This is a genomic window from Mesorhizobium sp. M7A.F.Ca.ET.027.02.1.1, from assembly GCF_004022985.1.
In the GTDB taxonomy this organism is placed as follows: Bacteria; Pseudomonadota; Alphaproteobacteria; order Rhizobiales; family Rhizobiaceae; genus Mesorhizobium.
Map to the genome: position 1 here is coordinate 1 of NZ_RZOL01000283.1, position 7835 is coordinate 7835.

The window sequence follows — 7835 nt, forward strand, 5'->3', positions numbered from 1 at the left end:
GTTCAGTACGCGGTGGATCGCAAGGCGGTGGTCGACGCTGCCTATTTCGGCGCCGCCGCCACGGCCACCGGCATCATCGCGCCCGGCCTGCCTGGGCACCGCGAGAAGAACCTGTTCGATTTCGATCCGGACCGCGCCCGCGACATGATCGCCAAGGAGGGGCTGGCCGGCACCACGATCACGCTCGACATCCTCAACAAGACCGAGCGGCTGACCGCGGCGCAGGTCGTGCAGTCGAACCTGCAGGATGTCGGTCTCACTGTGGAGATCAAGCAGAACGACAGCGGCACCTTCTGGACGCTTGGCGCCAAGGAAGGCGACTACTACAAGAAGCTGCAGATGATCATCAGCCGCTTCTCCATGCAGCCGGACCCGAGCTGGGCGACCGCCTGGTTCACGCGCGACCAGATCGGCGTCTGGAACTGGGAGCGTTTTTCCAGCGAGGAATTCGACAAGCTCAACGCTGAAGGCATGGTCGAACTCGATCCTGCAAAACGCGATGTCATCTACAAGAAGCTGCAGGACCTGATGGAGGAGAACGGCAATTACGTTTTCCTGACGCATGAGGTCACCGGCATCATGAATCGAGACACGCTTGTGGCCGGCCTGAAGCCGAACGGCGAACCCGTGTTCACCGACTTCAAACCGGCATGATATCGGCGGGCGGGGCTCGCCCCGGCCAAAGACCATCCGGCAGGTACCGAAAATGATCCGCTACGCCCTCAAGCGTCTGTGGCTTGGCGCCATCATCATCAGCGTCGCCATGATGATGATGTTCGCCATGGTCTACCTCATTCCCGGAGACCCGGCCTCCGTCGCGCTGGGGCCACGCGCGACGCCGGAGATGAAGGAGGCGCTGCGCGAGCGTATGGGCTTGGATCAACCTGTCTGGCGGCAATTCGTGAACTTCTACGGCTCTGCCTTGCATGGCGATCTCGGCACCGAGGTTCTGTCGAACCGGCCGGTCCTGGACGTGGTGATGGAGCAGCTTCCGTTCACACTGGCGCTGGTGGTCGGCGGCATCACGTGGTCGGTGGCGCTGGGCATCCCGCTTGGCTGCATCGCGGCGGTGCGGCGCGGCGGCTTTGTCGATCAGGTGATCGGGGTGCTGTCGGTGGCGATGATCGCCGTGCCATCCTTCGTCGTCGCCATCTATTCGCTGCTGGTGTTTGCGGTCGCCCTGCAATGGCTTCCGGCGATCGGCGCCGGCGAACCGGGCGACCTCGCCAGCCGGCTCCAGCACCTCATCCTGCCGTCTCTGGCGGTCGGCCTTGGCTGGATCGGCTACATCTCGCGCATGGTGCGCGCCTCGATGCTGGAGACACTGGAAGCCAGCCATATCCGCACGGCGCGCGCCTTCGGCCTGACCGAGCACCGGATCGTCTACACCTACGCGCTGCGTATCGCCGTGCTGCCGACGATCACCTTGCTCGGCGTCGGCATCGGCCACATGCTGTCGTCTTCCGTTTTCGCCGAAATCGTCTTCGCCCGCCCCGGCATCGGCAAGCTGGTCTATGAGGCGATCTCGGTGCGCAACTACCCCATCGTCTCCGGAGCCGTGCTGGTCACCACGGTCTTCTTCGTCCTCGTCAACGTAGCGGCCGACATTCTGGTCGGCCTATTGGATCCCCGTGTCAGATCAAGTTTCAACTGAGCTGCCATCCCGCAGCTTCCGTCTCGGCATGATATGGCGCACCGTGCGCCGCATCATGCGCGAGCCGCTGGGCGCCATCGGCCTGACGCTGGTGACGGTCGTGATGCTGTCAGCGGTCTTCGCCAGCCTCCTGACCAGCTATGCGCCGAGCAAGATATCGCCGGCCGAACGCTTCGCTTCGCCGAGCCTGCTGCATCTGCTCGGCACCGACCATCTCGGCCGCGATCTTCTCACCCGGGTGCTCTATGGCGGGCGCGTCGCGCTTTTGATCGCGCTGGGCGCGACAGCGGTGTCGCTGGTTGTCGGCGTCGTGCTGGGGCTGATCGCAGGCTATGGGCCGCGCTGGCTCGACAATGTGCTGCTGCTGATCTTCGACGCGGTGAAGAGCTTTCCCACCGTTATGCTGGCGCTGACGCTGGTCACCCTGTTCGGCCCCTCGCTCTACGCGGTGGTGCTGGTGGTGATGCTGGTCAATGTGCCGGGCTATGCCCGCATCATCAGAACCCAGACGCTGGTGCTCAAATCAGCCGAACATGTCATGGCGGCGCGCTCGATGGGCGCCAGTGCGGGCCGCATCCTGCGCGTCCATATCTTGCCCAACATCATCGGCCCGATCCTGATCTTGATATCGATGGACATTCCCGTGGTGGTGGCGATCGAGGCCGGCATGAGCTTCCTCGGGCTCGGCGTGCGGCCGCCGACGCCGAGCTGGGGCGCGATCCTCAATGACGGCTTCGCCAACATTCGCGATTCCTACTGGATCGTGATTGCCGGCGGCCTGCCGATCGTGCTGACGACACTCGGTTTCACCTTCTTCGGCGAGACGCTGCGCGACCTCTTCGATCCCCGGCTGAAGGGGCGCTCATGACGGTTCTCGAGGTCAAGAATCTGAGCGTCGCCTTCCACACCGAGAGTGGGCCACTGGAGGCGCTGAAGCAGGTGAGCTTTTCCGTGCCGGCCAACCGCAGCGTCGGCGTGGTCGGCGAATCCGGCTGCGGGAAATCGACGCTCATCAACGCCATTCTCGGCCTGCTCGCCGACAATGGTGAAATCACATCGGGCGAGATCATCTTCGAGGGCGACAAGGACCTTGCCCGGCTCGACCCCACCGCGATGCGCGGCTTGCGCGGCCTCAGGATCGCCACCGTGTTCCAGGACCCGATGGGTGCGCTCAACCCGGTGCTTTCGGTGGGGCGCCAGATGCGCGACATCCAGTATCGCTCGAACCTGTCGAAGCGGGACAAGGATGCGCGCTCGGTCGCAATGCTGCGCAAGGTTCGCATTCCCGATCCGGAAAGCCGGCTGACGCAGTTTCCGCACGAGTTCTCCGGCGGCATGAAGCAGCGCATCGCCATCGCCATGGCGCTGATGATGGAACCGGCGCTGCTGATCGCCGACGAGCCGACGACTGCGCTCGATGCGACGCTGGAGGTGGCCACTATCGAACTGCTCAAGGATCTGCAGCGCGACATCGGCTGCTCGGTGCTGTTCATCTCGCATCATCTGGGCGTGATTGCCGAACTCTGCGACGAGATGATCGTGATGTATGCCGGTGAGGTGGTGGAGAGCGGCACGACTCGCGAGATCTTCCACGATGCGCGCCATCCCTACACGCAGAAGCTTTTGGCCTGTGATCCCGCGCGGCTGTCGCAGCGGGTTGCCCGCCTGCCGACCATCGCCGGGACCTTGCCGGATCTGCGCCGCCGACCAAGCGGCTGCGTCTTCCAGCCGCGCTGCGATCGCGCCGACGCCCAATGCCTGACGACGCCTCCCAGCGCAATCCTCGGTGGGTCTCACATCGCCCACTGCTGGCATGCGGACATTCCCTTGGGAGCGATGAACGCATGAGCTCCGACGACCTGCTCCGCGTCAGCGATTTGCGAGTCTCGTTCCGGGTTGGCGGCCTGTCCGCCAGGCTCGCGGGGCGGGCCACCGAGATCGAAGCGGTGTCCGGTGTCAGCTTCACGCTTCAACGAGGCAGCACCTTCGCGCTGGTCGGCGAATCCGGCTCGGGCAAGACGACGCTGGCGCGCACGCTCAACGGTCTTCAGCCGGTGAAAGCGGGCACGATCCTGTTTGAAGGACAGGAACTGCAAGGCCTGTCCAACACCGCCATGAAACCGGTGCGGCGGCGCATGCCGATGATGTTCCAGGATCCGGTCGGATCGTTGTCGCCGCGGCTCAGCGTGCGGTCGCTGCTCTCGGAGCCTTTCGTCATTCACGGACTGTCGGATCGCGATCTCAACGCCGAAGTCACACGGCTTCTTGCGCTGGTCGGACTGCCGCGCGATTTCGCCGACCGCTACCCGCACCAGCTTTCCGGCGGCCAGGCGCGCCGCGTCGGTGTGGCGCGGGCGATCGCGCTGGACCCGGTGCTGGTCGTCGCCGACGAACCGACCGCCGGCCTCGACGTCTCCGTGCAGGGAGAGGTGCTGAACCTGCTCAACGATCTGCGCGACCGCATGGGCCTGTCGATGCTGATCATCACCCACAATCTGCATGTCGTGCGCCAGATCGCCGACCGCATGGCGGTGATGTATCTCGGACGCTTCGTCGAGCAGGGCGAAACCGAAGCGATCTTCCGCGCGCCGCATCATCCCTATACGGCGGCACTTCTGTCCGCCAATCCCGACCCGGACCCAGATCGGGTGCACCGGCGCATCACGCTGCCGGCCGACGTTCCCTCCCTGCTGGCGCGCCCCTCAGGCTGCGAATTCCACACACGCTGTCCGCAGGCCCAGGGCCGCTGCGCGGTGGATGTCCCCGTCCCGGTCGCAGTTGGCGACAGCCGTCTGACCTGCCATTTCCCGCTGAACACATAAGGATCGCCACCGGCGCAAGTGTCGGCCGGGGCGTTGAGAGGAGCCGCCATGCAAGATATCCGCGTCGTCACCGATTTCCCGCGCAAAGTCCGCGAGATCGAGAATTTGTGGATTCCGATGCCGGATGGCATCAAGCTGGCGGCGCGTGTCTGGCTGCCGGAAGATGCAGAAGCCGATCCGGTGCCGGCGATCCTCGAATATTTGCCCTACCGCAAGCGCGACGGAACGGTGGAGCGCGATGCGCTGACGCATCCCTATTTCGCCGGTCACGGCTATGCCGGCGTGCGGGTCGACATGCGCGGCTCGGGCGACAGCGAGGGATTGTGCAAGGGTGAGTATCTGAAGCAGGAGCAGGATGACTGTCTGGCGGTCATCGAATGGCTGGCCCGGCAATCCTGGTGCTCGGGTAGCGTCGGCATGATTGGCATTAGCTGGGGCGGCTTCAACGGGCTTCAGGTCGCCGCCCGCCGGCCGGCGGCGCTGAAAGCCGTCGTCTCGCTGTGCTCGACCGACGACCGCTATAATGACGACGTGCATTATCTCGGCGGCGCCATGATGTGCGACAATCTGATGTGGGGAACCACCGCCTGGGCCATCGCCATGACGCCACCGGATCCGCTCATCGTCGGCGACCGCTGGCGCGATCTTTGGGAGCAACGGCTGAACGGCAACGGCATCTGGATGCAGGACTGGTTCGAACACCAGCGCCGCGACGATTTCTACAAGCACGGTTCAATCTGCGAGGATTATGCCGATGTCGAGATCCCGGTCTATGCCGTGGGCGGCTGGGCCGACGGCTATCCCAATCCGATCTTCCGGATGCTGGAAAAACTGAGCGGTCCTCGCAAGGGCCTGATCGGACCCTGGGGCCACAAATATCCGCACTTCGCCATGCCCGGCCCGCGTATCGGCTTCCTGCAGGAGTGCCTGCGCTGGTGGGATCAATATCTCAAGGGCATCGACACCGGCATTGCCGACGAGCCGATGCTGCGCGCCTGGATCCAGGATCCCGCACGGCCGGCGGCGATCTATGACGAGCGGCCCGGCCGCTGGGTGGCGGAACCGGCGTGGCCGGGACCCGGCGTCGGCGAAAAGGTGCTGCACCTTGCGCCGCATGTGCTGAGCGAAGCCAAGGGCGAAAACGCGGTTCTGGAGATTTCATCGCCGCAGACGGCCGGTCTGTCGTCCGGCGCCTGGTGCGGTTATGGCGTGATGCCGACCTTGCCGGTCGACCAGCGGACGGAAGAAGGCAACGCCCTGATCTTCGAGACGGCGCCGTTGACCGAGGCGATCGAGATCCTTGGCTTCCCCGAATTCGAAGTTAAACTCTCTTCTGACAAGCCCGTCGCCCTTCTGTCCGCCACGCTGTCGCAGGTATTCCCTGAAGGTGCCGCCTCGCGTATCAGCTACGGTATTCTCAATCTGAGCCATCGCAACGATGATCTGGACATCGAGCCGATGGTGCCTGGCCAGGCGGAAACGGTGCGCATCAAGCTGCGCTGCTGCGGGCAGCGTTTCGAGGTCGGCGAGCGAATCCGGCTGGCGCTGGCGACATCGCATTGGCCGATCGTCTTCCCGACGGCCGAGCAGGCGACGTTGTCGATCCATTGCGGCGACAGCCGGCTGATCCTGCCGGTGCGCGCGCCGCAGAAGCTGGACGACACACTGGGGATTTTCCTGTCTCCGGAAAGCGCCGCGCCGATGGAGCAGGAGGTGCTGGCCAAGGGCGACGGCTTCCAGCGCTCGGTGTCGACGGACCAGGTCACCGGCGAGACCGTCTATCAGGTCGTCAATGATGGCGGCACGGTGCGGCATCCACATACGCAGATGACCGTTGCGGCGAGGCATGTCGACCGGTTCACCATCCACCCCGACGATCCGAACTCGGCGGTCGGCACCTGCACATGGGACAAGTCCTATGGCCGCGGCGACTGGCAGGTGCGGCTTTCAGTGAAGGCGACGGTAAGGGCGCTGCGAAAGGTCTGGCGGATCGAGACCCACATCACCGCCCATGATGGCGATGAGCTGATCGTCGACCGCAGCGAGGTCAAGGAGTATCCGCGCGATCTCAACTGAGAGCGACTGCGACGCTGCGGTTAGGCCATCGACTTCGGCAAGGCGGCGGCCAGCGCATCGACGGCCAACCGCACCTTCAGCGGCAGATGCGGCGTCTGCAGCCAAAGCGCATGGCAGTCGTAGAGATATCGCGGCTGGTCCGGCAACAGCGCCAGCAGAACGCCGGCTTCAATGCGCTCGCGCACCAGCCACCAGGGCAACCAGGCAAGGCCCATGCCGTCGGCAGCCGCGTCAGCGATGGCATCGAGATCGTCGAGCCGCAGACGGCCGGTCGGTATGATCTCCTGCACCGGTTGCCCCTCTCGCGCAAATAGCCAGGGCTGAATGATCTGGCCGAGCCGGCGGTAGACAATTGCCTGATGGTCGGCGAGATCCTCGATCTGTCGCGGTTCGCCATGATTTCTGAGATAGGAGGGCGCGGCGCAGACGACCATGTCCTGGCGCGCGACGCGGCGTGCGATCACCCCCGCCTTGTCGCCCAGAGCACCGGTCCGAATGGCGAGATCGTAGCCATCCTCGGCAAGATCGGCGAAGCGATCGCTGAGAGATAGATCGAGTTCCAGCATCGGATATTGCCGGGCGAGTTTCAGCAGCACGGGCGTCACGCAGTGGCGACCGAAATGCGCCGGCATGGTGACGCGCAGTTTTCCGCGTGGCTCCGAAAACTGGTCGGCGGCGAGCGCATCTGCGGCGTCGGCCTCGGCCAGCACCACCCGACAGCGTTCATAGTAAGCGCGGCCGAAATCGGTCAGGTTCTGCCGGCGTGTGGTCCGGTTGAGCAGGCGAACGCCAAGCCGTTCTTCGAGAGACCGGACATGCTTGCCAACCATCGGTCCCGAGACGTCCAGGGCGACCGCTGCTGCCGCGAACGAGCCGAGATCGACGGCCTTGACGAACACAGCCATGCTTTCGAGCCGATCCATATTCGGAACTCCTGGTTTCTACTGTTCTTCTCGTGCAGCCATTTATCCCCGGGCAGCCTAGCTGCATAGCTCATTCGGTCCAGTTGATTTGGAGTATCCCGAATGACACGTGTGGTTCGCTTTCACCAGCATGGCGGCCCTGAGGTTCTGCGCATCGAGGATGCCGAGCTTCCCCCACCGGGCCCGGGCGAAGCTCAAATCCGCGTCAAGGCGCTCGGCCTCAACCGCGCCGACGCGCTGCTGCGCGCGGGTTCCTATATCGAGACGCCGAAGCTGCCCTCGGGGCTTGGTCTCGAAGCGGCGGGTGTCATCGAGGCTATAGGCGACGGCGTGAAGGAATTCGCGCCGTCGCCTATAGCC

Annotated in this window: 8 protein-coding genes; 7 read left to right on the forward strand and 1 reads right to left on the reverse strand. The window is 64.5% G+C overall.

The genetic code is table 11. The features are described 5' to 3' along the window. From EN749_RS25180 to EN749_RS25205, 6 genes are all read left to right on the forward strand, one after another. The coding region (locus EN749_RS25180; RefSeq protein WP_245491498.1) for an ABC transporter substrate-binding protein at window positions 1-654 on the forward strand (654 nt) is incomplete at its 5' end. A 52-nt stretch (window positions 655-706) separates the two neighbouring features. Continuing rightward, window positions 707-1654 carry an ABC transporter permease gene (locus EN749_RS25185; protein ID WP_127268564.1) on the forward strand — a complete coding sequence of 316 codons (948 nt, stop codon included), beginning with the start codon at window positions 707-709 and terminating at the stop codon, window positions 1652-1654. 28 nt (window positions 1655-1682) lie between these two features. Next, entirely contained in the window at window positions 1683-2522 is an 840-nt protein-coding gene (locus tag EN749_RS25190) for an ABC transporter permease (protein WP_128364191.1), read from the forward strand. After that, window positions 2519-3502, forward strand: coding sequence for an ABC transporter ATP-binding protein (locus EN749_RS25195; protein ID WP_127381978.1), 984 nt, complete (start codon window positions 2519-2521; stop codon window positions 3500-3502). The genes EN749_RS25190 and EN749_RS25195 overlap by 4 nt, the downstream gene beginning before the upstream one ends. Further along, window positions 3499-4476 (forward strand): ABC transporter ATP-binding protein, encoded by a 978-nt coding sequence (locus EN749_RS25200; protein WP_128364192.1) that lies wholly within the window; start codon window positions 3499-3501, stop codon window positions 4474-4476. Before EN749_RS25195 ends, EN749_RS25200 begins: the two co-directional genes overlap by 4 nt. Window positions 4477-4524: 48 nt before the next feature. Continuing rightward, the gene (locus EN749_RS25205) at window positions 4525-6552 is read left to right on the forward strand and encodes a CocE/NonD family hydrolase (RefSeq protein WP_128364193.1); all 2028 of its coding nucleotides are present in this window, start codon (window positions 4525-4527) and stop codon (window positions 6550-6552) included. A gap of 20 nt (window positions 6553-6572) precedes the next feature. Here EN749_RS25205 and EN749_RS25210 read toward each other — a convergent pair whose 3' ends face one another. Then, window positions 6573-7475, reverse strand: coding sequence for a LysR family transcriptional regulator (locus tag EN749_RS25210; protein ID WP_127270117.1), 903 nt, complete (start codon window positions 7473-7475; stop codon window positions 6573-6575). Between the two features lie 102 nt (window positions 7476-7577). Between EN749_RS25210 and EN749_RS25215 the strand changes: the two genes are divergently transcribed. Then, window positions 7578-7835 (forward strand): alcohol dehydrogenase catalytic domain-containing protein (locus tag EN749_RS25215; RefSeq protein WP_148674721.1); only part of this gene is annotated, 258 nt, incomplete at its 3' end.